26 protein-coding genes are annotated in these 24456 nt (G+C 70.0%); 15 read left to right on the top strand and 11 right to left on the bottom strand.

From position 1 onward, the window contains the following. Positions 1 to 243 precede the first annotated feature (243 nt). From JFN87_RS01040 to JFN87_RS01010, 7 genes are all read left to right on the top strand, one after another. Positions 244 to 819, top strand: coding sequence for a TetR/AcrR family transcriptional regulator (locus tag JFN87_RS01040; protein WP_209337871.1), 576 nt, complete (start codon positions 244 to 246; stop codon positions 817 to 819). After that, positions 816 to 2039: a YbfB/YjiJ family MFS transporter gene (locus JFN87_RS01035; RefSeq protein WP_209337870.1), complete on the top strand. Its 1224-nt coding sequence runs from the start codon at positions 816 to 818 to the stop codon at positions 2037 to 2039. The genes JFN87_RS01040 and JFN87_RS01035 overlap by 4 nt, the downstream gene beginning before the upstream one ends. A gap of 470 nt (positions 2040 to 2509) precedes the next feature. Next, positions 2510 to 2977: a maleylpyruvate isomerase mycothiol-dependent enzyme family protein gene (locus JFN87_RS01030; RefSeq protein WP_209337869.1), complete on the top strand. Its 468-nt coding sequence runs from the start codon at positions 2510 to 2512 to the stop codon at positions 2975 to 2977. Positions 2978 to 3247: 270 nt separating this feature from the next. Next, positions 3248 to 3535 (top strand): metal-sensitive transcriptional regulator, encoded by a 288-nt coding sequence (locus JFN87_RS01025; protein WP_245178541.1) that lies wholly within the window; start codon positions 3248 to 3250, stop codon positions 3533 to 3535. A 901-nt stretch (positions 3536 to 4436) separates the two neighbouring features. Next, the gene (locus JFN87_RS01020) at positions 4437 to 4811 is read left to right on the top strand and encodes a BlaI/MecI/CopY family transcriptional regulator (protein ID WP_209337867.1); all 375 of its coding nucleotides are present in this window, start codon (positions 4437 to 4439) and stop codon (positions 4809 to 4811) included. Continuing rightward, positions 4808 to 5854 (top strand): M56 family metallopeptidase, encoded by a 1047-nt coding sequence (locus JFN87_RS01015; protein ID WP_209337866.1) that lies wholly within the window; start codon positions 4808 to 4810, stop codon positions 5852 to 5854. Before JFN87_RS01020 ends, JFN87_RS01015 begins: the two co-directional genes overlap by 4 nt. A gap of 714 nt (positions 5855 to 6568) precedes the next feature. After that, on the top strand, positions 6569 to 7201 hold the full coding sequence (locus JFN87_RS01010; protein WP_209337865.1) for a thioredoxin-like domain-containing protein: 633 nt from the start codon (positions 6569 to 6571) through the stop codon (positions 7199 to 7201). Between the two features lie 276 nt (positions 7202 to 7477). Here JFN87_RS01010 and JFN87_RS01005 read toward each other — a convergent pair whose 3' ends face one another. The 4 genes from JFN87_RS01005 to JFN87_RS00990 all read right to left on the bottom strand — a co-directional run bounded on the left by JFN87_RS01005 (position 7478) and on the right by JFN87_RS00990 (position 9787). Beyond that, positions 7478 to 8368 (bottom strand): M56 family metallopeptidase, encoded by an 891-nt coding sequence (locus JFN87_RS01005; RefSeq protein ID WP_209337864.1) that lies wholly within the window; start codon positions 8366 to 8368, stop codon positions 7478 to 7480. After that, complete coding sequence (locus JFN87_RS01000; RefSeq protein ID WP_372449161.1) at positions 8365 to 8781, bottom strand: BlaI/MecI/CopY family transcriptional regulator; 417 nt, start codon at positions 8779 to 8781, stop codon at positions 8365 to 8367. The genes JFN87_RS01005 and JFN87_RS01000 overlap by 4 nt, the downstream gene beginning before the upstream one ends. A 34-nt stretch (positions 8782 to 8815) precedes the next feature. Then, on the bottom strand, positions 8816 to 9475 hold the full coding sequence (locus tag JFN87_RS00995; RefSeq protein ID WP_209337862.1) for a class I SAM-dependent methyltransferase: 660 nt from the start codon (positions 9473 to 9475) through the stop codon (positions 8816 to 8818). An 81-nt stretch (positions 9476 to 9556) separates the two neighbouring features. Next, on the bottom strand, positions 9557 to 9787 hold the full coding sequence (locus JFN87_RS00990) for an SHOCT domain-containing protein (protein WP_209337861.1): 231 nt from the start codon (positions 9785 to 9787) through the stop codon (positions 9557 to 9559). A gap of 319 nt (positions 9788 to 10106) precedes the next feature. On the opposite strand from JFN87_RS00990, the gene JFN87_RS00985 reads away from it, so the two are divergent. Together JFN87_RS00985 and JFN87_RS00980 are read left to right on the top strand one after the other, a co-directional pair. After that, complete coding sequence (locus JFN87_RS00985) at positions 10107 to 10670, top strand: DUF2752 domain-containing protein (protein WP_209337860.1); 564 nt, start codon at positions 10107 to 10109, stop codon at positions 10668 to 10670. 409 nt (positions 10671 to 11079) lie between these two features. Next, complete coding sequence (locus JFN87_RS00980) at positions 11080 to 11274, top strand: PadR family transcriptional regulator (RefSeq protein ID WP_307865247.1); 195 nt, start codon at positions 11080 to 11082, stop codon at positions 11272 to 11274. 216 nt (positions 11275 to 11490) lie between these two features. On the opposite strand, the gene JFN87_RS00975 is transcribed toward JFN87_RS00980, so the two are convergent. Continuing rightward, a complete protein-coding gene (locus JFN87_RS00975; protein ID WP_209337858.1) occupies positions 11491 to 11847 on the bottom strand; it encodes an ArsR/SmtB family transcription factor in 357 nt (118 codons plus the stop codon). Between the two features lie 76 nt (positions 11848 to 11923). Here JFN87_RS00975 and JFN87_RS00970 point away from each other — a divergent pair, with 76 nt between their 5' ends. Continuing rightward, positions 11924 to 13003 carry a cation diffusion facilitator family transporter gene (locus tag JFN87_RS00970; RefSeq protein ID WP_307865246.1) on the top strand — a complete coding sequence of 360 codons (1080 nt, stop codon included), beginning with the start codon at positions 11924 to 11926 and terminating at the stop codon, positions 13001 to 13003. 474 nt (positions 13004 to 13477) lie between these two features. Here the strand turns inward: JFN87_RS00970 and JFN87_RS33370 are convergent, their stop codons facing one another. From JFN87_RS33370 to JFN87_RS00955, 3 genes are all read right to left on the bottom strand, one after another. Beyond that, a complete protein-coding gene (locus JFN87_RS33370; RefSeq protein ID WP_245178539.1) occupies positions 13478 to 13762 on the bottom strand; it encodes a hypothetical protein in 285 nt (94 codons plus the stop codon). A gap of 550 nt (positions 13763 to 14312) precedes the next feature. Further along, complete coding sequence (locus JFN87_RS00960; RefSeq protein WP_209337857.1) at positions 14313 to 15044, bottom strand: HAD family hydrolase; 732 nt, start codon at positions 15042 to 15044, stop codon at positions 14313 to 14315. Between the two features lie 53 nt (positions 15045 to 15097). Next, positions 15098 to 16144: a cation diffusion facilitator family transporter gene (locus JFN87_RS00955; protein WP_209337856.1), complete on the bottom strand. Its 1047-nt coding sequence runs from the start codon at positions 16142 to 16144 to the stop codon at positions 15098 to 15100. Between the two features lie 400 nt (positions 16145 to 16544). On the opposite strand from JFN87_RS00955, the gene JFN87_RS00950 reads away from it, so the two are divergent. From JFN87_RS00950 to JFN87_RS00930, 5 genes are all read left to right on the top strand, one after another. After that, positions 16545 to 17552, top strand: a complete 1008-nt coding sequence (locus JFN87_RS00950; protein ID WP_209337855.1) for a cytochrome c oxidase assembly protein — start codon at positions 16545 to 16547, stop codon at positions 17550 to 17552. A gap of 60 nt (positions 17553 to 17612) precedes the next feature. Then, complete coding sequence (locus JFN87_RS00945; protein WP_209337854.1) at positions 17613 to 17948, top strand: ArsR/SmtB family transcription factor; 336 nt, start codon at positions 17613 to 17615, stop codon at positions 17946 to 17948. Between the two features lies 1 nt (position 17949). Beyond that, the gene (locus JFN87_RS00940) at positions 17950 to 18663 is read left to right on the top strand and encodes a cation efflux transmembrane domain-containing protein (RefSeq protein ID WP_209337853.1); all 714 of its coding nucleotides are present in this window, start codon (positions 17950 to 17952) and stop codon (positions 18661 to 18663) included. 791 nt (positions 18664 to 19454) lie between these two features. Next, positions 19455 to 19673 (top strand): hypothetical protein, encoded by a 219-nt coding sequence (locus JFN87_RS00935; protein ID WP_209337852.1) that lies wholly within the window; start codon positions 19455 to 19457, stop codon positions 19671 to 19673. 220 nt (positions 19674 to 19893) lie between these two features. Next, complete coding sequence (locus tag JFN87_RS00930; RefSeq protein WP_209337851.1) at positions 19894 to 20556, top strand: type I-E CRISPR-associated protein Cas6/Cse3/CasE; 663 nt, start codon at positions 19894 to 19896, stop codon at positions 20554 to 20556. Between the two features lie 283 nt (positions 20557 to 20839). Here JFN87_RS00930 and JFN87_RS00925 read toward each other — a convergent pair whose 3' ends face one another. From JFN87_RS00925 to JFN87_RS00915, 3 genes are all read right to left on the bottom strand, one after another. Then, positions 20840 to 21364 (bottom strand): hypothetical protein, encoded by a 525-nt coding sequence (locus tag JFN87_RS00925; protein WP_209337850.1) that lies wholly within the window; start codon positions 21362 to 21364, stop codon positions 20840 to 20842. A gap of 165 nt (positions 21365 to 21529) precedes the next feature. After that, complete coding sequence (locus tag JFN87_RS00920; protein ID WP_307865245.1) at positions 21530 to 22951, bottom strand: NADH-quinone oxidoreductase subunit N; 1422 nt, start codon at positions 22949 to 22951, stop codon at positions 21530 to 21532. Continuing rightward, positions 22948 to 24453: a complex I subunit 4 family protein gene (locus JFN87_RS00915; RefSeq protein WP_209337849.1), complete on the bottom strand. Its 1506-nt coding sequence runs from the start codon at positions 24451 to 24453 to the stop codon at positions 22948 to 22950. The genes JFN87_RS00920 and JFN87_RS00915 overlap by 4 nt, the downstream gene beginning before the upstream one ends. Positions 24454 to 24456 lie beyond the last annotated feature (3 nt).

Here is a 24456-nt window from a genome sequence, read left to right as displayed (position 1 = left end):
CCAACCCCCGTGAAGGAAGGCTCACATAACAGCCATTTGCCGCGCGGGCGAGCGACCATTTCGCGCTCTTGACGAATTACCCTAGGGGGGTATGGTAAAGCGCAGCTCGCTCCAGCCACCGAGCTCATGCCTCAGTTTCATCCGGTGCGCTGCCGCTTTGCGGGAGCGCACCGGATGGAGACATTGCGCGCCGGTCCGGCGTTGCGCTGGCATAGCACTTAACAGACCTGTTAGTTAAGGAGTATGGCTCTGAGCACCGCACATCAAAGGCTGGTCGACACCGCGGCGGATCTGTTCTACCGCCACGGCATCACGAACACCGGAGTCGACCGCATCGCCGCAGAGTCCAAGGTGTCCAAACCCACCCTGTACGCGCACTTCCGCACCAAGGACGCCTTGGTCGCAGCGGTCCTGAAGACCCAGCACAGCCGCAGGCGCGGCGAGATTGAGGCGTACCTCGCCGGTCAAGAGGCGCCCGACGGGCGATGGCCGCTGCTGGTCTTCGACTGGCTGGACGATTGGCACCGCACCGAGGGCAGGCGCGGCTGTGCCTTCGTCAACGCCTCCGCCGAGCTCGCCGGCCCGGCGGCCGCAGAGGCACGCGCCTGTGCCGCCGGCCACAAACGCTGGTGGCGCGGCCTGTTCACCGAGCTGTGCGCCCGGACCGGAGCGGATCGTCCCGGTGAACTGGCCGACTCGCTGTGCCTGTTGATGGACGGGGCGAATGCCCGTCGCCTCGTCGAAGATGACCCGCGCGCGGCATCCGCTGCCCGCCGAGCCGCTGCTGAGCTGCTGACCGCCCACCTGGAGGCACGATGACCATCCCCCGTACGGTGCGGGCTGTGCAGGGCACCGACGGCGTCGGTGAGCCGCACGCGTTGGCCAAGGCGCTGGGCCTGGCCGTGATCCCGGCGGTCTCGCTGGGTTTTGCCCGCTTCGCCTACGCGCTGGTGCTGCCGGCCATGCGCACCTCCCTGGACTGGTCCTTCGCCACGGCCGGGACGCTCACCACCGCGAACGCGGTGGGCTACCTGGCCGGGGCCCTGGCCGCACCCGTGGCCGCCGCCCGTCTGGGGGAGCGCACGGTGCTGCTGGGAGGGGTCTTGGTGACCGCCGCCTCGCTGGCTGCCAGCGCCCTCAGCGGGGCCATGGCCGTCCTGCTCGTGCTGCGCCTGATCGCGGGCATCGCCGGCGCCGCCGCCTTCATCATCGGCGGCTCGCTGGCCGCCCGGCTGGGTGCCTCCGACAGGGGACACAGTCCGGCCCTGCTGCTCGGGGTCTACTTCGCCGGAGGGGGGCTGGGCGTCGCGCTCTCCGGCGCCCTTGTCCCGGCCGTTCTGGGCGCCTCGCACTGGCGGGCCCCATGGCTGCTGCTCGGCGTCCTCTCGCTGGCTGTCGTGCCCGGGTGCCTGCCGGCGCTGGGCACTGCCGAGCGGCGCGCGGACGGTGCGGCGCAGGCGCGGCGTGAGAGGTGGCCCGCGCGCACACTCGCGGCGCTCCTGGTCTCCTACGGCCTGTTCGGGGCCGGCTACATCGCCTACATGACGTTCATTGTCGCCTTCCTGCGCCAGCACGGAGCCGAGAACAGTCAGGTCACCGTCTTCTGGGTGGTGCTCGGGGTCGCGGCAGCCCTGGCAGGCTTCGCCTGGAGTCCGGTACTCGGGCGCCTGACCGGAGGGCGCGGAAGCGCGTTGCTGATGGGCGTCGTCACCGTAGGCGCGGCTTTGCCGCTGGTCTCCGCCTCCACAACTGCGTCCTACGTGTCGGCGCTGGTCTTCGGTGTCTCGTTCCTCTCCGTGGTCACGGCCGTCACCGCCTGCGCCCGGCAGAGCCTGCCCGCACGTCATTGGACGGCGGCCATCGCGGGACTGACCACCGTCTTCGCGATCGGCCAGTGCCTGGGGCCGGTGCTGGCGGGCACGCTGTCCGACGGGCCCAGCGGGATCCGCGCCGGACTGGCGATCGGAGCCGTGCTGCTCGCCGCCGGAGCCATCGCCGCGCTGGCGCAGCGTCAAAACCGGGCGGACGCGGCAGCCTAGACCGCCCCGAGCGGCGAATCACACCGCCTCGCAGAGAGTCCGGGCAGCGAACGGCCTGCTCAGAAGTCCCTCGTTGATCGCATACGGTACAGGGGTACCGTAACCCCTATTCCTGTGTCGCCGTGCGTGTGCTAACGTGCACGGGCGTTCGACTGAAGTACCCTACGGGGGTACCGATCACGCACGGGGGAGAGTGGCGTACGTTCCGCTGCACGGCACAGTTGCGTCATCTCTTACCCGGACGACCGATCCCGCGCCAAGCACGTCCGGCACCTCGCCCTCGGCGACTGCCGGACACCACTCGTCGCGGCCCGCCTCCCTCTTACTGCCTCAGTCACGCCCCAGGCCCGCGCTGCACCCATCCGGGAGCACATCGCGGTCGGGCGTGGATACACGCCCGCCAGGCACACCAGACAGAGGAAGAGGACTGTGAAAGCACGCCAACACGACACGTTTCAACAGCTCGTTGATTGACTCGCATTGCCGAGGACTGCCTGCACGACTTCTCCCCGGCGTCCGAGCGACACGACTGGCCGCTTGAGAGGATCATCGACGAGCTCGACCGCGGATACCGCCAAGCCGGCCCGGTGATCGCTGCGGCGAACGGCCGACTGGACGTCATCGCGCTCGGTGAATGGGTGCACGCAGGGGACGTGCGTGCCGCGCTCGGCATCTCTCCCGCCTACGCGGTCGAGGGCACCGACGACGCTCTCGCACTCCTCGCCACCTGCAGCCAGACCCGCGACACCCCGCTCCTGGCGGCCCACCTGCCTGAGGGAGACCTGCTCATGGGGACCTGGCTGCCGCACCAGGAAACGCCTGCCGGTCTGGTCGCCGACGCTGACACTCTGGTCCGCCTGTACACCGGGCGGCCCGTCAACGACCACCCCTTCACCCTGCGTGGCGCTTTCCCCGCCGAACTCGTCATCTACCGATGACAGGGGCGAGCACCCTTGCGGGGACGGCGCGGTTGCTCCCGTCCTGACCAGGTACCCGATATACGGTGGGGGCGTATAGTAAAAGGAATCTGCGCAGGTCTTCTCCCATCGCATGCTCGCCGAAAACGGTCCGCGGCCCGCCAGCGTGCTGGATCTTTGCCAGCCACCTGAGCGCAAGGGACGCCACCGCCACAAGGCCGCCGCTGCGGGTAGTGTGACGGCGTGTAGGGAGGACATGCCTGGAACGGGCAGCGGGTGCTGGAAGGTGGAATGGGCATGGTCAGCTACAGCAATCACAAGGACGACGTCCTCAAGCGGCTGCGCCGAATCGAGGGACAGGTGCGCGGGCTGCAGCGCATGGTCGAGCAGGACACCTACTGCATCGACGTCCTCACCCAGGTCTCCGCCACGACGCGCGCCCTGCAGTCGTTCGCACTCCAGATGCTGAACGAGCACCTCTCCTGCTGTGTCCGGGACGCACTTGCCGAAGGCGGCGAGGACGCGAACATCAAGATCAAGGAAGCGCAGGACGCCATCGGCCGGTTGGTGCGCTCGTGACCTCGCCGCTGATGGCTCGCTGAGGGAATCCGGATTCTGCTGAGACTGTCCTGCCCCGAGTTCGATGGAGATGTCGAAAGCACGGAAGGAAGCGGCTGGGGGCGTGCGGCCCGCGCTGTACACGGGGCACCCACTCGGGCTCACCCGCGCCGCTGCGCTGCCGGCGCTACGCGGAACGCCCGCACGCCCCGAGACCGGACTTCCGCCTTACGACCGCACCCCGGACGGCACGACAACCGCCAGATGCGCAGGAGTCGCCATCGTCTCCCGTTCAGCTGAGTACGCCGTCGGCCAGGTCTGCGTAGCGCAGCACCCCTCGGCGCAGCACGCGGTGCAGCGCTCGCGCGCTGTCGCCGACATCGGAGAGGAGGTGGTGGAGACGCCGCAGCAGTCCCCCATCCGGCAGTGGGCGCAGTGCATGGGGCAGTTGGAATCGCGGACGTGTGCGTGCGTGGGCATGGGTGTGGCCTGCGTGCGCATGGCCACCGCCGTGGCGCGGGCAGGTGCTGACGCACCGTCCCCTGCGGGCGCCGAGAAGGCCTGGGCGGGTCCGGCGAATCCCGCCGAGGCCACCAGCAGCCCTCCGGCGAGAACGCCGAGGCGGGCGAGGAGAAGTCGGTTCATGTGACGCCTTCCGTAGTGCTCAGGACTGCGACTTTGCGTCGCATGTCGCTTACCCTCCGGCACGTTACCCGATCACCTAAGCGCATTGGGTTTTCGTTCACCCGTCTGGGGGAGCGGGGTTCCGCAGTCCGCGTCCCGGCGCCCGAGGCCGCAAGCTGACGCCTCGGGATGCATGGCCTGTCGGCGCGACTGGCGTGCTTACTGCAATGGAACCGGGTGATCGGTCCTGGGCAGCACGTACTATGCCGCTTAAGTTTTCATACGGGAGGCGGCCGGAATGCGAGGGTTTGGTGATCTTGAGCAGGCGATCATGGACGCGGTATGGGTCGCGGACGAGCCGCTGACGGTGCGTGAGGTGCGTGAGTGCCTGAACCGTGGCCGGTCGCAAGGGCTGGCGTACAACACGGTGCAGACCGTGATGGAGATCCTGCACCGCAAGGGCTGGCTGTCCCGCGCGAAGGACGGCCGCGCCTTCCGTTACCGGGCCACGAAGAGCCGCGAGGAGTATGCGGCTTCGCTGATCGATCAGGTTTGGGCGAGTGGGGCCGACCGGACGGCGACGCTTGTGCGGCTGTTCGACGAGATGGACGAGGAAGAGGTGGCTGAGGTGCGGGCGGCCCTCGCCGCACGCCGACGGGGACAGCGGTCATGAGGGTCGCGCTGCTGCTGCTCGGCTACGCAGCCCTTGTCGCGACAGCTGCCCCGCCACTGGCGCGGGCGGCCTGGGTGGTGCGGGCGCCGCGGCTGGCGATCTGTGTGTGGCAGGCGCTGAGCGTGACCGTCGTCGTCTCTGCCGTGCTCGCCGGGCTGGCCCTGATCGTGCCGACCGTACCGGTCAGTGGCAGCCTGGCCGCGCTGCTCCAGGCGTGCGCCCTCATGCTGCGTGAGCGGTACGCGACACCGGGTGGCGCGGTGGTGGCTGCGAGCGGCATCTCCCTGGCGTTGGTGCTGTTGGGCCGGGTCGGCTGGTGCCTGGCGGCGGGCCTGCTGCGGGCCCGCGGCGCGCGCAGCCGGCATGCGGCGGTGCTGGCCATGGTCGGACGGACGCACGTCGATCCAGGGGTGACCGTGCTGGACGACGACCGCCCGGTCGCGTACTGCCTGCCCGGCCACGGTCACCGGATCGTTCTGACCTCCGCCGCGCTGGCCGTGCTGGAGCCCGAGGAACTGGACGCGGTGATCGCTCATGAACGGGCCCACATCCGTCAGCGCCACCATCTGATCCTGGTCGGTGCCGAGGCGCTGGAGCGCGCGTTTCCCCGGGTGCCGCTGTTCGCCGTGGCGGCGGAGCAGACGCGGCGGCTGGTGGAGATGGCCGCCGACGACGCGGCCATCGCCCGTACCGGGCCGCTGAGCTTGGCCGCCGCCCTGGTGGAGCTGGCCGGGTCGGTGGCGCCCGCGGCATCCCTGGCGGCCTCCGGCGGTCACGCGGCCGGCCGGGTGCGGCGGCTGCTCGCCGGTCACCGGCCGCTGGGGCGTGCGGCCGCGTGGGGCGGAGCCCTCGTGGCGGGCGCACTGCTGGCGTTCCCGCTCGTTCTGGCCGCCCAGCCCGCGGTGGCGGCGACCGGCATGAATAGCTGTCCGCTGCGTGAAGCGCCGCGGTCGCGCAGCGTCTCGCCTGAGTGTCCCGCGGCGTTTCGCGGGTGTCTGGTATGTTCGCCACCGTCACCTAAAGCGCATAGGTATTCGGGATGATCGGGCGATGACCACATCGGGCAGGGCTGGGAGCGGGCAGTGTCCCGCTCGCCGGGCTGCCCATCGCTCTTCGCCGCCTCCCGGGATCCACCGATATCAGCCCGGCGTGCTCCCCGGACTCCGCCGATGGCGCTGATGTCCGTACGCCGCCAAGCCGCCGCCCCGCAGCGCCGGCAAGGGCTTGCGGTCCGGGTGCTTTGCCTTGTCCTCGCCGCTGTGGCCACCGCGACTCTGGCCTGCGGGATCGTCGCGGCGTCTCCTATGACGGGCGTCGCGGGCACGAGCCACTCGGCCCCGAGCGTCTCGGTGCAGACACCGTGTGCAGGAGCCGCCAGCGCGGCCGCCGAGGCTGTCGCCATCGGGATTCCGGACAATGGCGCGATCTGCGGCACCTGTGTCGGTGACGGGCACTCCTCCTGCGACGAGTTCGTCCGTGACGCCGCGGCTACGACCTGGAGAGCGCCACATCAGCCTCCCGCCCCCGACCGTGGGGGGTCCTGTGCCGAAGTGCCGGGCACGTATCGTTCTACCACCGGCTTCCCGGCTGACGGTGTCTTCCGGCCGCCGGACCTTCATCTGCTGCAACGCCTGCTGGTGTAGGGCACCGCGGTGGAACAGGTGTCTCGCGCCCCGTTCCGCCTCGTGTTTTCGACCCTCACCGAACGAGCGACAGCATCGCCGCGCCGGAGCGCGCGGCGGCGGGAGGCCACACCCATGGGTTCCAATTCGAAAGCTACGAAAGCGGACCGCCGCGCCCGCATCCAGGAGATGCGCCGCGCCGAGCAGTCCCGCCAGAAGCGCAACCGCCTCATCACGATCACCGCCTCTGCGGTGATACTCGCCGGACTCGCTGGCGGAGGCTGGTATCTGAGCCATTCCGTCAACGAGAAGAACCAGGCGAAGTCCGCCCTGATCAGGGGCGAGAAGACCTGGTCTCACCTCAGCCGGACTCACGTACAGAAGACGGTCGACTACCCCATGAGCCCGCCGGCCGGCGGCGATCACAACCCGGTCTGGGTGCCCTGTGACGCGAAGGTCTACACCCGGGAAGTGCCCAAGGAGAAGGCCGTGCACTCGCTGGAACACGGCGCGGTGTGGATCACCTACACCAGCAAGGCGTCGAAGGCTGACGTCGGGCAGTTGAGCAGGAAGGTGGCGAAGACGCCGTATTCGTTCATGAGTCCGTACAAGGACCAGTCAGCGCCGATCACACTGACCGCCTGGGGCCACCAGATAGGCGTGAACAAGGCGTCGGACCCGCGGGTGAACGAGTTCCTGAAGAAGTACGTCCAGGGTCCGCAGACGCCTGAGCCGGGCGCGTCCTGCAGCGCCGGCGGAATGCAGTGACCGATGGCCGCGGCCTCATCCGCTGGCCGGCTCCGCCGCAGCGCCATCACGACATGGTCTGCAAGCGGTACGACGGCTCCCGACCCCCGACGCCGAGATGAATGAGCTGCGCAAGTCAAGTGCAATGCGGCTCGGGTTGTCCCGGAGCCGCACTCCGGGACGGCCGGGGTGCAGCTCCTGACGTGCTGGTGCGGCTCCTGGTTCACTCACCGGCCATGCCGAGAGCTTCGGCCCCCGCGCCCGGCAAGCAGCCGCCGGGCGTGGGAGCCGACCGGGTCAGCCCGTGCAGCGGTCGAGGAGAGGCGAGGCGGCCAGCACCGTCGCCGTGCCGCTGAGCGCCCAGGTCAGTCCGGCAGTGGCCAGGAGACTGGTGAGCACCGGCCGGGGGCCGATGCGGTCGAGGACAGCGGTGCCGGTCTCCAGCTGACGGATACGGGCGTCCAGGAGCCGGGCCGATCCCATCGCCGCGGCCGGGGCCATGGCCGCCCAGTCAGGGCCGTCCACCGTCTTGATCAGCGCACTGGCGACGAGCCCGGTGCCGCAGGCGCGGATTGCGCGGCGGTCTGCGGCCAGCTCCTGTCCGTCGGCGTACCGCTCAGTGAGCCGCCCCAGCACGGGCAGGAAAAAGTACCGTCCCGTCAGTACCCGGGCCAGAGCAGCCTTGAGCGGGTCCCGGCTGCGCACGTGGGCATGCTCGTGGATGAGCACGGCGAGCAGTTCTTCGGGCGAGAGCCGGGCCACCAGGCCGGTGCTCACCACGACCCTGGGGTGCAGCAGACCGTAGGTGAGCGCGAATGGGTGCTGGTCCGCCACGGCCGTGACCTCTCCGACCAGGCCGGTCACGTGGGCCGCGTGAAAAAGGGCCGCCGGGGCTTGCGTGTGGAACGTGAGCAGGGCGCGGCGGAGAGCGGCGGTGGCGCGGGCCGTGCGCGCCGCCGAGACCCCTGCCAGGGCCGCCCCGGCTATCAGCACGGTCAACAGTGCGGTGGCGGGCAGGCGGCTGGGGCTACCGGTCCACAGCCCAGAGACGCCGTGCTCGGCAATGCCGCGGATCAACAGGCCCGCCGCGCAGCAGGCGCTGAGCATGACGGCGGCCCGGATGGTGCCCGCGATGCCCACCAGCGTCCAGAACGCCCGGTTGCCGGCCGGCGGGCGCAGCGCGGTCAACGTCTCTCTTCCGGCTGATCCAGCAGGCGCCGCAGTCGCTTCTTGGCTTCCGGGTCGGCGGCGGAAGCGGTGACGAAGTGCGCGAAGGCGGCGTCTCCGTAGCGCCGCAGCACGTCCTGCACGGCGAGGCCTGCCTCGTCGTCGGCCACCGGCGCGTAGACGAAGCCGCGGCCACGGCGGATGCGTTTCAGCGCGCCCTTGCCGGTGAGGCGGGACAAGACGGTCATCACAGTGGTGTAGGCGAGTTCATTCTCGCGGGTCCGGTTCAGGGCGTCGAGCACCGTGCGCACCGGCAGGGGCTCGTTCGCCTGCCACAGCACGTCCATTACCTGTCCCTCCAGCGTTCCCCTGGTCAATGGTCCGCCCCTCCCTCCACCTGCTGCGCCTCTACCGTAGTCAAGCAGCCTGCTCACGGGTGCGGTCAGCCGTGGGGGTGGGGCTGCCGGCTCAGGCCCGGGGCTTGGTGGCCGTGCCGATGATGTGCGACGTGCGTGGCATGAGCGGCGAGGGCGCGAAGCCGAAGTGGTCGATTGCCTCGATGGTGAATCCGGCGGCGCGGATGGCCGCCTCGGTGTCCCGGTTGGGGTGACAACCGCCGCCGATCCGGCGCCAGAGCGGGGTGATGGCATCCTCCAGCAGCCCGCCGACGCGGTGCGGCGAGCGCACATGCTCGTAGAAGCGCAACTGGCCGCCCCGGCGCAGTACCCGCGAGCCTTCGGCCAGGGCGGCGGCCTGGCCAGGCACGCTGCACAGCACGAGCGAGAAGACAACGGCATCGAACCCGCTGTCAGTGATTGGGAGTTCACCACAGTGACCCGCGACGACCGTGACGGTTGCTGACGCCTTCGTGGCGGCTCGTAAGGCGGCGGCACGCAGGGTGTCGTCAGGTTCCACGGCGACGACCTCGGTGACGGCGTCCGGGTAGTGCGGGAAGTTGCTTCCCTGGCCGGCACCGACCTCCAGGACCCGGCCGGTCAGTCCGTCGAGCAGTCTGCGCCGGTGCGCGACGCCGCCCCGCCTGTCCGCCTGGACGGCGAGTTTGAGGTACTGACGCGCGAAGCGCGGATGTTGCAGTTCCTGTCGGGTGGCGGTCGCGTCCGTGTCCATGATGGATCCTGTACTGGCCGGTGGGTCAAGGGTGTGGTGACATCAGCGGCCGGAGGTGGGCGCTTCTGCCGGGCGGAAGTCTCAGTACTCCAGGTCGACCTTGCGTTGGAGGAACTCCTCCCGCTCGATCTCGCCGGCCGCATACCGCTTTCGCAGCTCCTGCTGAGCCCCATCCAGGGCGAAGGGGGGCGTCTTCGAGCCGGTGGCTGCGGCGGGCCGCGTTCGATGCCGACGGGTCGCCACCACGGCGGCCATGACGAGCACTGCCGCGAGAACAAGCCACGCGGCCAGAGGACCTGATGCATCGCACATGGTCTGCACCTCCTGCACCTCCCGCACGTTCTGAACCCGGTGCCCAGCCCGCGTCGAGATGAACCGAGCTGCGCGTAAGTCTATCTACTACGGTTACGTAGTAAATCACTTCCCACCAAGACGGACAAGAAGGTGGGTGGAGCGGGCGTCACTCACCGCCGAGCGTCCGGGCGCAGACGCTCCACGAGTCGCCGTATGCGGTCCGGCGCAGGGTGACGCACAATGAGTCACCGGACCCAGCGGGGGCAGTGCCCACCGGCAAGCGCAAGATTCCGCGCGGGCAAGGACATATCGACACGGACAATGAGAACGGTGGGACATGCGCGATGCGGCCGGCCGGGAGATGCCCGGATGGCGATGGCTGCCGTTGCGGGTGGACTGGCAGGACCGTGACCGGCACCGTTGGGCGGGGCCGCTTGCGGCGGCCGGCCTTGTGGCGGGCGCGGTGCTGGCGATCTTCGGACTGCCGCCTGTCGATCTGCACAGCCCGCTGCACTACGCGGGTGTGATGGCACCGACGTGCGGTGCCACGCGCGGTGTGCACGCGGCGATGCTCGGGCACTTCGACGAGGCGTGGCGCTACAACCCTTTCAGCCTCGTCCTCGTCGTCGCGGCCCTGGTGGCAGTGTTTCGTGAGGTTGCCGGTCGTCTCCGGGGCCGATGGCTGAACCTCCGGGTCATCCACCGCCGCGCCGCGGTCGTTACCGGCGTCTGCCTCCTCTTGGCGCTGGAGGCCAATCAGCAGGCGCATGCCGACCTGTTGCGCACTGGTCCTCCCGGCGCCGCACCGTCCGCCTGGCTGCTGCTGCCTGTCACGCTGGTGTCCGCCGGGGTCGTGCTCGTCCTGACGCTGGTGCTGGGCCGGAGGTCCGGTCGCACCTGACGGGGGGGACCTGTCGGCCGTCGCCGCGCCCAACGGGGCGCGTGAGCGTGCGCGGAGTGCCCCGCCGCCGGTAGTGACTGCCCGGTAGACGCGGTGACAGGACGCGGCGGTGGAGGACGGCATCTTCGTCAGCCGCGCCGCGCCGGGCCTGCGCTGCAGCTCAGTGACACCACGGACTGCCAGGGCGGGTGGCGACGAGGATCGGGCAGCCGGCGACGGTTGAGTCCGCGGGCCAGCGGCGATCGGTGGCCGGCTGGGTGAACGCGGCGGCGTTGGCGACGGCGTAGTAGTAGAGGAGTACGCCGATGGACGAGATTCCCAGTGGTGAAGTCAGGTCAGTGCGGTGACTGGCCGTGGGGGAGTCACGCTGCCGTAGCGAGGCACGTGGCCTGCTGACTTGAAAGGTTCGGTGGTCGCGTATCAGTCCGGGCGCTTGTATCCGAAGCTGCGCCGGTTGGAAGCCGACGGGCTGCTCGTCTCCGAGCAGCGGGTGGTCGACGGCCGTGCCCGCCGGGTGTACCGGGCCACGGACGCCGGAGAGCAAGCCCTGGAAGAGGACCGCAGGGCGCTGGCGGAGCTGGCCCGCGAGGTCCTCCGGTGGTGAGGACACCCCTGCCTGATGCGCTACTGCCGGCCGACGGATCGGTGGGTCCCGGATCGCCGCGCGGGTCGGACGGTCGTTGCCCCGCGTGACCGTCGCCACGCCGTGGTCGTAGCGCTCCACACGCGGATTCCTGAGTTGATGTGTTGTTCGACGCGCGGACCGAACCGGCTGGGTGCCGAGGCCCGCCACATCGCCCAGGCGAAGCGCGAAGCACTGTCAGTCGTGGGGCGGCAGATGCCGGAGCTGGTGGTCGGCGACGTTCAGCGCCTCGTCGACCAGGCGGCGCAGGTGCCCGTGGCGCAGTTGGTAGATCACCCGGCGCCCGTCCTTGTGGGTGGTCACCAGGCCGGCCAGGCGCAGCCGCGCCAGGTGCTGGCTGACCGAGGTGCGGCTGGCGCCGCACGCCCCGGTCAGGGTCGTCACGTCGGCCTCGCCCTCTCCCAGGCGGCGCAGCAGTGTCAGGCGGGTCCTGTCGGCCAGGAGCCCCAGCGTCTCCACGGCCACGGCCATACGCTCGCCGTCATGCCGCAGTTGCGAAGCGTGCGCATCTGATAGGTGCATGCGTGCGTCCATATGCACATAATGGGTTGAGAGGCGGGGCGAAGTCCAGTCCACCCCAGCCGCCCCGAGCCGAAAGGTGCGACCAGCCGTGAGCGAGCAGAGCGACAGCCACGGGCCGCACGGCCACGACCACGACCACCACCCCCACGACCGCGGCGAGCGTGGACACGACCACCGCGACGGCCGGTGGGCACGGGTGCGCCACCAGCTGAAGCACTTGGTCACTCCGCACAGCCACGAGACCATGGACAAGATCGACTCCGCGCTGGAGACCTCGCGTGAGGGCATGAGCACCCTATGGCTCTCCCTGGGCATCCTCGGCCTGACCACGGTCATCCAGGCCGGCATCGTGGTGTTGTCCGGGTCGGTGGCCCTGCTCGGCGACACCATCCACAACGCCGCCGACGCCATGACCGCCGTCCCGCTCGGCATCGCGTTCGTCCTCGGCCGTCGGGCCGCCAATCGGCGCTACACCTACGGCTACGGCCGCGCCGAGGACCTGGCCGGCATCGCCATCGTGCTGACCATCGCCGCCTCGTCCGCTCTCGCGGCCTACGAGGCCGTCGACCGGCTCCTCAACCCGCGCGACGTCACCCACCTGTGGGCGGTGGCCGTCGCCGCGGTGGTCGGATTCATCGGCAACGAGTGGGTGGCCCGCTACCGCATCCGCACCGGACGCAAGATCGGCTCCGCCGCGCTTGTCGCCGACGGCCTGCACGCCCGCACCGACGGTTTCACCTCTCTGGCCGTTCTTCTGGGCGCCGGCGGCGTCGCCATCGGCTGGCGCTGGGCCGACCCGGTCGTCGGTCTGCTCATCACCCTCGCCATTCTCCTGGTCCTCAAGGACGCTGCCCGCGAGGTCTACCGCCGCCTGATGGACTCCGTCGACCCCGCCCTCGTCGACGCCGCCGAGCAGGCGCTGCTAGGCGTGGACGGTGTGCTCGACATCGGGCAGGTCCGGATGCGGTGGATCGGCCACGCGCTGCGCGCCGAGGCCGACATCGTCGTCGACCCGCACCTGACCGTCGTCCAGTCCCACGATCTGGCCGTCGCCGCAGAGCACGCCCTCATCCACGCTGTGCCGCGCCTGACGGCCGGCACTGTCCACACCGACCACCTTCCGTACGGCAACGACCCGCACCGGGGCCTCGCCCACCACGGAGCCTGACCGGCGGCCGCCTCGTCATCAGTCGCCGTCGTCACCCCTCCCGTTGGCCGGTCTCGCCGGGCGGGGAGGACCTCGCCCGTCCAGCAGGCGAGGCGGCATGCGAGCAGGCAGGTGCCCCGCCGTCACATCCTCCCGGTACGGCGATCGGCAGGTAAAGTCAGTGCTCGTGGGGGCCGGGCCGGTGGACGGGGCCGTGGACGTCGTCGCAGTGCGGGTTCCGGTCGCCTTCGGTCGCGGCGCTGATCATCAGGTCAGGATCGCCAGCGGAAGGGGGCGGACGCGCCGATGCCGACGCGGCACGGCTGTCCGCAGGCAGTGGCGCCGGCCGCGCCGTCGAGCGGAAACCACCCCGAGCATGCTCCACCACAGGATCCACAGACCTACCGGACAGGGGCGGGCCCGCCGGTGCCGGCGGCTGACCAGGTCCGGGGTGTGACGGGACGGGACCGGGGGGGTGCGCGCCGACCCTGGACCTCACGAGCATACGTGGCAGACCTTGGCGGCGCGTAGCCGCCGGGCCAGCGTGTGCACCAGCAGCGCGACGGAGGCCACGGCCAATACCGGCTGCACCGGCGCGAAGTAGGACAGGGCTCCGCTGACGCCGATGGCCAGCACGACCAGCTTGTTGCAGATCGGGCAGCCGACTGCGAAGGCGGACAACAGGCCGGCGCCGAGGGCTCTCTTGGTGCGGGGACGCTCGCGCGCCGCCCCATCGGAGGCTTCGGGGGGTCGGCCGTCCACGCGCACATATGTGGCCACGAGGAGCCCCTCGAGTGCGGAGCTCACCAGCCAGACGGGGTAGTTTCACCACAGCACCGGAGTCATCCGCGTGTAGAAGGGGGTCGGCACCACGCCTGTCGGGACGCCGATGATGAACGCCACAATCACCGTGATCGCTGCCGCCGCGGCCCACCTGCGGGCTGGCCAGGTACGCAATGGAAGATCCTCCTGAGGATCGGGACGCCGCTCGGGCAAGCCGGACGGGTCGCCCAGCGACAGCTTCGGGCAGCGGCCTGATCTTACGTTAACTCGCTAAGTAAATTAGTAGCAATGGCGACTCGACCACTCGTGTCGTCGCGTCGTGCGAGGCCTCTGATCCGATGCCTTTCCTTCCAGGCGTCGGCTGACTGCTGTGTGAGTAGGTGTTTTTGAACCTTCACCACGGCGGTGACCACGGTGCCCGGCCCCATCCGCTACACGTACCTATGCTGGCCATCGCTCGTCGTGATGGGCGCTGCTCACTTCGACCACAGCACACGTCAGGTTTCCGAACGGGGCGCTGATGGCGTCGGGGAGGGGTTGGGGCATGTCAGCGAAGCTCTGCGCTGGTCTCCGTGGAGTGGTGAGAGGTGATGACGTTCAGGTAGGTGGGCAGGTCGGTGATGTGGGCAAGGTTGTCGCCGGCGGGGGCGAGGCTGTCGGGCCGGTGGGCGGGGGAGATCAGGACGGCGTGCATGCCGGCGGTGCGGGGGCCGGTGACGTCCTTGGTCGGGTTGTCGCCGGCGAAGAGGATCTCGTGCGCGGGGACGCCGCAGGCGGCGCTCACCGCTTGGTAGAAGTGGGGGTGGGGCTTGCGCAGTCCGAGCGTGCTGGACAGGACGAGGGCGTCGAAGCAGTCCTCGATGGCCGCGGCCCGTAGGGCGCTGCGGCGTGCGGTCTCGCTGTGTTCGGTGTTGCAGGCCAGTACGCATAGCAGGCCGGTGGCGTGTATCTGCCGGATGGCGCGGGCTGTCTGCGGCTCGATGGGAGGGGTGGGCAGGGCGGCGAGGACGGATGCGGCCGCGTCCACCGGATCGGGTATGACTGCCCCGCAGAGGGTGGCGGCGTGGCGGAGTGTGGCGGCGAACGGGGTGTGCCTGTTCACGGTCCGGTCGGTGTTGCGTGTGTGGCGGCGGACGGTGTCGAACACGGCTGGGAAGCCGGCGGGTATGCGGGTGTGAGGCAGGTCTGTCAGGACGGTGGCGGTGTGGGCGCCGTCGGGGTTGGGCCCTGCCGGTGCGAGGGTTCCGCTGAAATCCACCGCGAGAGCGCGGATGTCCATTCCGGTTTCCTTCGTGTGGTGGGTGCGGCTCGTCGGCGGGCGGCGCGTGCGGGTCAGTGCTCGTGCGGGCCGGGGCGGTGGACGGGGCCGTGCGCGTCGTCGCAGTGCGCATCGGGGTCCGTCTCCTGCGGCTGGCGGGTGATGTCACGGAGCGGGGCCTCGGTGTCCTGCGTAACGTGGTCGACCTGCAGCGTGGCGTGGCCGATGCCGTACTCGTCCAGCAGGAGGTGCTGCAGGGCGCGGCGCACGGCGTGGCAGTCGCCGCCGGAGGGGACCAGTACGTGCGCGGAGAGCGCGTTTTGGCCGGAGGTGATCTGCCAGACGTGCAGGTCGTGTACTTCGACGACGGTGTCCTGGGAGGCCAGGCGGTCGCCGAGTGCGTCAGGGTCCATGCCGGCGGGGGCGGCTTCGAGGAAGACGCGGCCGGAGTCGCGGACCAGTCCGTAGCCGGCTCTGAGCATCAAGGCCACCACCAGCAGGGACGCGATGGCATCCGCCCGTCCGAAACCGGTGAACAGGACGACGGCGCCGGCGATGGCGGTGGCGATGAAGCCGAACAGGTCGGTGAGGATGTGCTGGTAGGCGCCCTCCACGTTCATGCTGGTGCGGTTGGCCTTGGAGATCGCCCAGGTCGCCGCCAGGTTGATCACCACGCCGACCAGGGCGGTGATCAGTACGAGGCCGCCGGTCACCTCGGGTGGGGCAAGGAGCCGGCGAATCGATTCGTAGGCCAGCCATACCGACAGCAGCAGCAGGGTCAGGCCGTTGGCCTGGGCGGAGAGGATCTCCACCCGCTTGAGGCCGTAGGTGTACCGGCCCTTGGCGGGGCGAGCGGCCAGTCGCATCGCGACCAGCGCCAGCACGATCGAGGCGACGTCGGTGAGCATGTGCGCGGCGTCCGAGACCAGGGCCAGGGAGTTGGCCAGGACGCCGACGATGACCTCGGCGCACATGAACACCGCGATCAGGGTCAGGGCGAGCGTCAGCCACCGCCGGTCGGCATCTGCCGCCACCCCGTGCGCGTGCCCGCTGTGCCCGCCGCCGTCCGGGGCGGCAGAACCTTCGCCACCGTGGTCGTGGTCGTGCGTGTGGTCGGCCATGGCAAGCCCCTGGAATCGTGGTCGTGGTGCGACTGAGCGCTCAAGTCAACCGCGCCATTGCGGCTTTCGCCAAAGGCTGCAATGGACACCGTTACCACTGTCACCTGCGCGGATGCTCAGGCTGCTCTTGACGGGAGCCGATGCCACAATCCGAGAGTCCTGCTCACGCGATGTTGCTGTTGGCAATGGTCACCAGTGCAGCCTTTGCCCCGGGGAGCGCAGGTATGGTTCGCTCCCCTCAACCACGCCGAAGCAGCTGCGGATCACCGATCACCCCCGGGGGGGGCCGGGACGACGACGCAGAAGGCATCCGCAGGCCCGTCCACCGCCCAGGACCCCACCAGCACCGACATCCGCGTTATCCGCCACACGCTCCTCCTTACGACAGGAAGCACTTTCCATGACGCCCGACACCGGCTACCACGGGCCGCCGGAACTGACCGTCTCCCGCATGCTCACCACCTGGCACCCCGATCCGGCCGTGTTGCTGGCCCTCGCGGTGATCGCGGCCGGCTATCTCATGGCCGTGGTCACGGCACGCCGCCGCGGCCGTGCCTGGCCGCTGCGCCGCAGCACCGCGTTCGCGGCCGCACTCGCCACTACCGCGCTGGTCACCGTGTCGTTCATCGGCGTCTACGCCGACACCCTCTTTTGGGTACGGGCCGTCCAGCTCACCACCCTGTTCATGATCGTTCCGCTGTTCGCGGCGCTGACCCGGCCCCTCACCCTGGCCGCCGCCCTGCTCCCGGCCCGCCACACCGCCCGGGCCCGCAGCGCCTTTTACAGCCGTCCGGTGCGGGCCCTGGCCCACCCGGCCACCGGCGCCGTGCTGTTCATGGGACTGCCCTGGGTGGTGTTCTTCACCGGCTGGCTGCCCGCCATGCTGCAAAGCCGCACGGTCGACATCGCCACCGCCGTACTGCTGGTCGCCGTCGGCTTCCTCTACTACTGGGGCCGCCTGCAACTGGACCCGGTCCCCAGCCGCTACTCACCGCTGGTCTCCCTCTTCGTCGCGTTCGCGGAAGTCCTCCTCAACGCCGTCCTCGGGCTCCTCCTCATCTACGCGATGGGCGCCGGCATCGCCCACGGCTACTACGCCGGCCTCAACCGCCCCTGGGGCATGTCCCTCTCGCTCGACGAGCAGACCGGCGGCGGGGCCTACTGGGTCCTGGGCCACGCCATCGGCATCCCTTACCTCGCCATCGTCTTCCGCCGGGCCGTGCGTCACGACCAGCGCGCCGCCGCCGCCATCGACGCCACCCTCGACCGCCACGCCCCCGCGCACACCCGGGAGGACGCCTCCAGCGAGATGATGCGCCCCTGGTGGGAAACCGACCCCGCCGTGGCCCACCTCGGACTGAACACCCCCCGCAAAGTGACCGGCACCGCTCCCAGGTCCCCCAGCTGAACCACCCCACCGGGCATGTACAGCTTTTTCTGAATTCAGAAAATCCTGTACAGTCGTGGGGTGCTGACTGTTGCCACCGACATCGAGGTGCTGGCCCGCTTCGGCCGCGCGCTCGCCGACCCGATCCGCTGCCGGCTGCTGCTCGCCCTACGCGACGCCCCCGCCCACCCCGCCGACCTCGCCGACACCCTCGGCATTTCCCGCACCCGATTGTCCAACCACCTCGCCTGCCTGCGCGACTGCGGCCTCGTCGTCACCGTCCCCATCGGCCGCCGTACCCGCTACGAGCTCGCCGACGACCGCCTCGCAGCCGCCCTCGACCACCTCCGCGCCGCGGTCGTCGCCGTCGAAGCGGACCGCACCTGCCCCGACGCCGACGAGAAGGGCTGCTGCTGAGATGACGGCCCTACCCCTCGAGCCCTCCCCGGCCCGTCGCGACACCCTCGCCAGACGGGTAAGGCTGCTGGTCGCCGCGACCATCACCTACAACGTCATCGAAGCGATCGTCGCCATCGCCGCCGGCACCGCCGCCTCCTCCACCGCACTGGTCGGCTTCGGACTCGACTCCGTCATCGAGGTCTCCTCCGCCACCGCCATCGCCTGGCAATTCTCCGCCCGCGACCACGCGGTACGCCAAGCGCGGGAGAAGACCACGCTGCGGATCATCGCCCTCTCCTTCTTCGCGCTCGCCGCCTACGTGTCCGCCGACGCCCTGCGGGCACTGACCGGCACCGCGCAAGCGGACCACTCCATCCCCGGCATCATCCTCGCCGCCCTGTCACTGGCCGTCATGCCGCTCCTGTCCAGCGCCCAGCGCAAAACCGGACGGGAACTGGGCTCCGCGTCCGCGGTCGCCGACTCCAAGCAGACCCTGCTGTGCACCTACCTCTCCGCCGTGCTCCTCGTCGGCCTCATCCTCAACGCCACCCTGAACTGGACCTGGGCCGACCCGATCGCCGCTCTGGCCATCGCCGTCATCGCGGTGAAGGAAGGCCGCGACGCCTGGCAGGGCAAAGGCTGCTGCGTACCGACCGCCACCACAGTGACCCCCTCCACCGGCCTCGAGACAGACACGTGCGGATGCCGCCGTGGCTGCGACTGCTGCGACTGAACCAGCACCGGTCGCCCGCAAGAACGCTTGCCGTGCGTCCGAGACGCCGGCGTCTCGGACGCAGGTGCACCACCGTCCGCTTCGCCGTTGCAGCAGGGAGGTGAAGCTGGAGGCAGCCCGACCCGAGGGGTCGCCGGTAGGCAGATGGGGTGATGGCTGCCCTCCGTTCGGGTGACTCTGACTGCGTGGCACCCCGCAGCGCGCCGATCATTGCCGTGACGGTTGCCCATTCAGGGTGCCGCGCGGCAGGGATGGGAGGGCGAGCACGGCATGCGGATCGGCTCTGCTGTCCCTGCCTGCCGCACGATGTGCGCTGCGCTCATGCTGGGCCTTTTGGTGTTGCTGCACGCCCAGCTCACTGCGGGCGCCCGGCATTTGGCGCTGGAAGAAACTGCCTGCCCGCATCCCGTGCTGACGGCGGCTGCCCCCACTGATGCGGGCGACCACAGTCCCCAGCAGGCGGTCACCATCCCGCTGGGAGCCGGACATCACGAGCACGATCCCGCCCTGCGGGACTGTCCAGAATCCGCCGGCACGCTCGCCCCGCGTTCCCCGGATCGCGCCGCGTTGTCGACTGCTTCTCTCCTGCCTGTCACCCCGCTCCCCTCCCACGGGCCTGCCCCTGAGCACCGCTGCGCTCCTGAGGCCGCCGACGCCCGCCCGGCGCCGACTGGTCCCCGGCAGATCCTGCGCTGCTGACCGGTCCTGGCCTCGGCCCGCGGCTGGTTCACCACGCGCGCAGGGTCGGTGTCGCCGCGCCTACAGACCGCTGCCCCACTCGCAGGAGCATCATGCCTATCGACCCCCACCAGGCAATCACGGCGCTGGTACGCGCTGAAGCCGTCAGAATCGCCAGCCACACGGCCACCGAGCCACCAAACACCACCGTCGCCCCCGCCGCAGCACCCACACAGCACGGACCGGATGCCGCGGCGTCCATCTCGCCGGCGGCCATCGCGGCCACCTGGTCACGCCTGCTGCGCAGGGTCTGGCCTGCCGCCCCGCACTGACCAGCCGGCGACCGCCCGCACCCTCACGATCGGGCCCGGCCGCCATCCTTCTCAGCTCACTTACTCCCCGCACTCCGGGGCCCTTCGCAGCGAGCTACCCACGCATTCCCCGCCTTTGCGGGGCCGCGCCGCGGCCCAGACCGGCTCGCGGCATCCTCATCCCACCCTTTCCCCCGGCAGGCCGATGACACCCCGGGGGTGATCTACGGAGAAGTCACCCGTGTACCGCGTTCTCTACCAATTCGACCCCATCGCCGTGGCGACCACGCGGCCGGCACAGATGTGGCGGAGCATCGACTCCCGACTCCCCAAGGACATCGCCCGCGCCGAGACCGGGCCCCGCGTCCTATGGCGCCGTGAGGACGAGTCCACCATCCAGGTCCAATACCCCACACGGCCGAAGCCGGCCTGGCTCCTTCCCGGTACGCGCGCCTTCCCGCAGGTCGTCGACATGCACGTCCTGCTGGCCTCCCTCGCCCAAGGCCAGGTCTGGGTCTTCGACCTGGCCGCTCAACCGGTCCACCGCGTCAGCAAGCCATCCCACCCGACGGGCCATGTCGACCAGCGCGTCCCGGCAGGCCAGTGGCTGACGGCGAAAGACGCCGAGGGCACATCGCGCGCCAGCCGCTCGGGTTTCCGCGTGCTGCACCTCGCCGAGCAGAACACACTGCGGCGCGGCAGCACCACCATGCCCAGCCTCACCCGCATCCGCGGCATCTTGGAGGTTGAGGACACACAAGCGCTGCGCGTCGCCCTGGAGGAGGGCATGGGCCGCGGGAAAACGCAAGGAGCGGGAATGCTGTCGCTCACCTACCCGCCCCGGAAGCTGCGACGCCCCCGGGCAGCAGGAAATCCGACACGACGAGCGCCTGCAACACCGTGAAGAGCGCGATCAGCCGGCTGCGATGTGCCGCGCAGCCCCAGTCGCCCCCGAACGGGGACAGAACGCCCGATCCGCCTACCGCACTCACCTCTCACGGGGCGGCCACTCGGAGGCGGGCAGGGTGGACGCCGCACGCAGGTGTCAGCGGTCTTGTAGTTCTCCCTGGAGGTGGCCTGGAGAAGTCCCCACGTGTGCGGTCCGGGGGATGCTCGACAGCTCGGTCCCGGGACTTGGTTGACGGTGTCTCTCGTGATGCTTGGCGGCCCCAGGTGATGGTTGACGATCAGCGGGGATCGGCGACGTAGCGGGTGGCGGGACCGCCTTTGAGCGGGTGGGTGGAGATTTCGAACTCGCCGTCGAGGACACGGAAGCAGGTCTCCTCGATGACTACGGTGACGGTCTTGCCGGCGTGCGCGATGCCAGGGCGGAGCTTGTGCCGGGCGACGACGAAGGTGCCGTCGGCTCCGACGCGCCGGACGGCCCGCCGCGGCTGAGCGGGAGGCGGTGGCAGCGGTGTGGTGGCAACCCGGGCGCCGATGGGTTTTGCGCGGCGCTGGTGCGGAATCGGGGTGGCCAGTGTCTTGACCAGGAGTCCGGTATGAATCACATACATCAAGATGCCGTCGAAACGCAGGGTGACGTGCTTGCCGATCAGATCGGTGCCAAGAGCGACGGGCATCTGCCCGAGCGAGACCACGCCGTCCTTGGTGGTCTTGCGATCGACTTCGACCACGGTCGCGGGAGCCAAGGGCTTGTCTGCGCTGACGCCGCCCTGCGGTTCGGTTCCGCCGAGGCGGCCGCCCCGCACGACCAGCCCTTGCAGGTCGGCGTCAGTGAAGATCCCAGACGGTGACGGTCCGACCGACCAAGGCCGGGCTGAACTTCAGGCTCCGTGCCTGCGGCAGCATCACGCCCCGGCTGGGGCTGATCACGGCCTCGCGGTGCACGCTTCGAGCAGGAGCCAACGGGCCGGTCAGGGCAGCAGGGGTCCGGTTGTGAGCGGGAGGAGGGCCCCGCCGGCGATACCGAGGAGCAGGGAGAGCGTGGCGGCGGTGTAGGCGCTGGCAGCCGCCCACCGGCCGAGGACGGTGTGATCGCCGACGGTTGCGGGCCGGCTGATGGAGAACACGGGAGCGAGCCAGCGCAGGTAGTAGAAGAGCGAGGCGACGGTGTTGGCGACGGCGAGAGCGGCCAGCCAGGTGTAGCCGCCGTTGACAGTGGCGGTGAAGACCTCCAGTTTGCCGAGGAAGACGCCGGTGGGCGGGGTACCGACCAGGCCGAGCAGGCAGACGACCAAGACCCCGGCCAGGCCCGGGCGGTCGCGGGCGAGGCCGCGGTAGTCGGCCAGAGTGTGGGCGTGAGGGAGTTCGGTGGCGACAGCGAAGACCGCGATGTTGGTGGCGGCGTAGGCGGCCAGATAGACGAGCAGTCCCCTTTGGGCCACGTCGGTGCGGGTGGCGACTGCCAGGGCCATGAGCAGGTAGCCGACCTGGCTGATGGTGGAATACGCGAGCAGGCGTTTGACGGAGGTCTGGAAGAACGCGGCGAGATTGCCCAGCGTCATGGTGACGGCGGCGAGGATCGCGAGCAGCAGGGGCCAGTTGACGCCGCTGCCGGCGAGGGCCTGGTGCAGGAGGCGGTAGACGGCGATCAGTGCGCCGATCTTGGGCAGTGTCGTGACGTAGGCGGCGATGGGCGTGGGCGCACCGTCGGTGACGTCCGGCACCCAGAAGTGCGCGGGTACAGCACCGGCTTTGAACAGTAGTCCTGCCAGCGTGGCGATCAGGCCGACGGCGACGAGTCCGTACGGGGCGGCGGGTAGTGCGGCGCGGAGTTGTCGGTAGAGGGTGGCGTGGCCGGCGCCGTAGAGCAGCGCGGTGCCGGCGAGCATGGTGGTGCCGAGCAGGGCGCCCATCAGGTAGTACTTGAGCGCCGCTTCGGTGCCTCGGGCATCTTTCGCGAAGCCGGCCAGCGCGTAGGCGGGGATGCTGGCGAGCAGGTAGGCGGCGAACAGCATCAGGAGGTCGTTGGCGCCGATCATGGCGAGGGTGCCGCCACCGCTCAGCAGCAGCAGGACCCAGTACTCGGCTTCACGGCGGTGGCCCCGCACCGTTTCCACGGACATGGCGATGACCAGCAGCAGGGCGCCCAGAACGATCAGGCGGCCGACGTCGGTCGCCGTGTCGATGGCGAAGGTGTGGGAGAAGACTGTTTGTTCCCTGCCACCGGTCATGGTGAGGGCGGTCGCGATCAGCGCGGTGGTACAGGCCGCGGCGGCCAGTACCGCGACGATCCACTGGCGGCGGCGCGGCAGCCAGGAACCGGCGAGCAGGCCGAGAACGGCGGTGCCCAGCAGAGCCATTTCGGGGATGAGCGCGGTCAGGTTCTCGTTCACCGCGCCACCAGCCCGATCACGGCGCGGCTGGCCGGTTCGATGACATCCAGCAGCCAACGCGGTACGACACCGATGGCCAGCGCCAGGGCCAGCAGGCTCACACTGGAGATCGCCTCGCTGCTCCGCAGGTCCGTTACCCCGGCGGCGGAGATCGCCTGCGGCAGGCGCGGTGCGCCGAGGAACATGGCTCGCAGAGCGCGCAGGAACAGGGCGGCGGTGATCAGGATGCCGGTCACGGCGATGGCGGTGGCGATCGCTTGGGAGGCCAGCGAGCCGGTGAAGATCTGGAACTCTGCGATGAAACCTGAGAATCCGGGGATTCCGAGGCCGGCGAACGCGGCGACGGCGGTGACCGCCGCGAACCGCGGGGTGTGTGCCGCCAGACCGGAGTAGGCGCCGATCGCGTACGTCTGCCCGCGGTCGTACAGCACGCCGCTGAGCAGGAACAGCGCTCCGGTGATCAGTCCGTGGCTGATCATTTGGGTGACCGCGCCTGTCACGGCCAGGGAGCGGGCTTGGGCATCGCTGCCGGCGAGTGTGCCGGCGGCGCCGATCGCCAGGACGATGTAGCCCATGTGGTTGACCGAGGTGTAGGCGATCATGCGTTTGAAGTCCGTCTGCGCCAGGGCGACGAGCGCGCCGTACACCACCGACACGACACCGATGATGGTGATCACCAGGGCGTAGTGGCGCCAGGTGCCGGGCAGCAGGGGCATGGCGATCCGCACGAAACCGTAGGTGCCCATCTTCAACAGGACCCCGGCGAGGATCGCCGAGCCGGTGGCGGGCGCGTCCGTGTGGGCGGGGGGCAGCCAGGTGTGGAACGGCACGGTAGGTGTTTTGACCGCCAGTCCCACTCCGATGGCCAGGAGCACGAGGCCCGCGTACAGGCCACGCCCGGCCAGCGGGTCGGTACGGGTGAGATCGACGATGTCGAAGGTGTGCGGATCGGCGGCCAGGTAGAGGCCGATGAAGCCGAGCAGCAGGGCGAGGGAGCCGGTGAAGGTGTAGAGGAAGAACTTCAGCGCCGCCGCCCGCGCGCGTTCGCCGTGCCCCCAGCCGGCGATGACGAAGAACATGCCGACGATGGACAAGTCGAAGAAGACGAAGAAGAGGATCAGGTCAAGGGCCACGAACAGCCCGAGGCTGACGGTCTGCAGGAACAGGAACAGGCATACGTACGGGCGCACCCGCCGGGTCTCGCGCAGCGAGTACACGGCGACGGCCAGGAACAGCAGGCAGGTCAGGGCCACCAGGGGCAGGGACAGGCCGTCGACGCCGACGTGGTAGCCGACCCCGGCGCCGGGGATCCAGCGCACCCTCTGTTCGTACTGCATGCCGCCGTGGCTGTCGAAGCCCACCCACAGGACGATGACCAGGGCAAGATCGACGGCAGCGGTGACGATCCATGCCCAGGTGTACGCCAGGTCGGGCAGTGTGCGAGGCCACAGCAGCAGCGCCGCGCACACCAGCAGCGGCAGGAAGGTGACGATACTCAGCACAGG

Origin of the sequence: Streptomyces montanisoli (genome assembly GCF_017813245.1) — a bacterium.
Classification (GTDB): Bacteria; Actinomycetota; Actinomycetes; order Streptomycetales; family Streptomycetaceae; genus Streptomyces; species Streptomyces montanisoli.
This window is presented reverse-complemented; position numbering and strand designations above follow the sequence as displayed.